Genomic DNA, 1,317 nt, shown 5'->3' with positions numbered 1-1,317 from the left:
CAACCACCGGCCGGGATCAGCTACCTTCCTGCGTCACCCCATCGCTTGACTACTACCCACCAGGTTCCCACGCTCCCCCCGATTGGTCCGAAGACCTCCCAGGGTTCGGGTGGTTAGCACAGCAAGGTTCATCAGGGACGCTCTTTCGCGGGTACGGGAATATCAACCCGTTGTCCATCGACTACGCCTCTCGGCCTCGCCTTAGGTCCCGACTCACCCAGGGCGGATTAGCCTGGCCCTGGAACCCTTGGTCATCCGGCGGAAGGGTTTCTCACCCTTCTTTCGCTACTCATGCCTGCATTCTCACTCGTGCCGCGTCCACAACTAGGTCACCCCGTTGCTTCACCCCCGGCACGACGCTCCCCTACCCACCCACACACCTGCACAGAGAATCAAGTCTCCGCGAAGTATTATGTGAGTGCCACAGCTTCGGCGGTGTGCTTGAGCCCCGCTACATTGTCGGCGCGGAACCACTTGACCAGTGAGCTATTACGCACTCTTTAAAGGGTGGCTGCTTCTAAGCCAACCTCCTGGTTGTCTATGCGACCCCACATCCTTTTCCACTTAGCACACGCTTAGGGGCCTTAGCTGGTGATCTGGGCTGTTTCCCTCTCGACTACGAAGCTTATCCCCCGCAGTCTCACTGCCGCGCTCTCACTTACCGGCATTCGGAGTTTGGCTGATTTCGGTAAGCTTGTGGGCCCCCTAGACCATCCAGTGCTCTACCTCCGGCAAGAAACACGCGACGCTGCACCTAAATGCATTTCGGGGAGAACCAGCTATCACGGAGTTTGATTGGCCTTTCACCCCTAACCACAGGTCATCCCCCAACTTTTCAACGTTGGTGGGTTCGGCCCTCCACGCGGTCTTACCCGCGCTTCAGCCTGCCCATGGCTAGATCACTCCGCTTCGGGTCTAGAGCATGCGACTAAAACGCCCTATTCAGACTCGCTTTCGCTACGGCTCCCCCACACGGGTTAACCTCGCCACATGCCACTAACTCGCAGGCTCATTCTTCAAAAGGCACGCCGTCACCCCGCAAGGCTCCGACGGATTGTAGGCGAACGGTTTCAGGTACTATTTCACTCCCCTCCCGGGGTACTTTTCACCATTCCCTCACGGTACTCGTCCGCTATCGGTCACCAGGAAGTATTTAGGCTTACCAGGTGGTCCTGGCAGATTCACGGCAGATTACAGGGGTCCGCCGCTACTCGGGAACACCCACAGAAGACCAGCCACTTTCACCTACCGGACTCTCACCGTCTACGGTTGGCTTTCCCACACCATTCGGCTAGCAACTGGCTTTATAACTCCTCC

General features: G+C 57.7%; 1 rRNA gene (only partly in view). It reads right to left on the bottom strand.

The window, feature by feature from the left end:
- Positions 1 to 1,317 (bottom strand): 23S ribosomal RNA (locus ACFY3U_RS27770) (it extends past both window edges: 1,633 nt to the left, 197 nt to the right).

The organism is Micromonospora sp. NPDC000089, assembly GCF_042899365.1.
Classification (GTDB): domain Bacteria; phylum Actinomycetota; class Actinomycetes; order Mycobacteriales; family Micromonosporaceae; genus Micromonospora.
The sequence above is the reverse complement of the archived record's forward strand: the minus strand, read 5'-3'. Positions and strand labels throughout refer to the sequence as shown.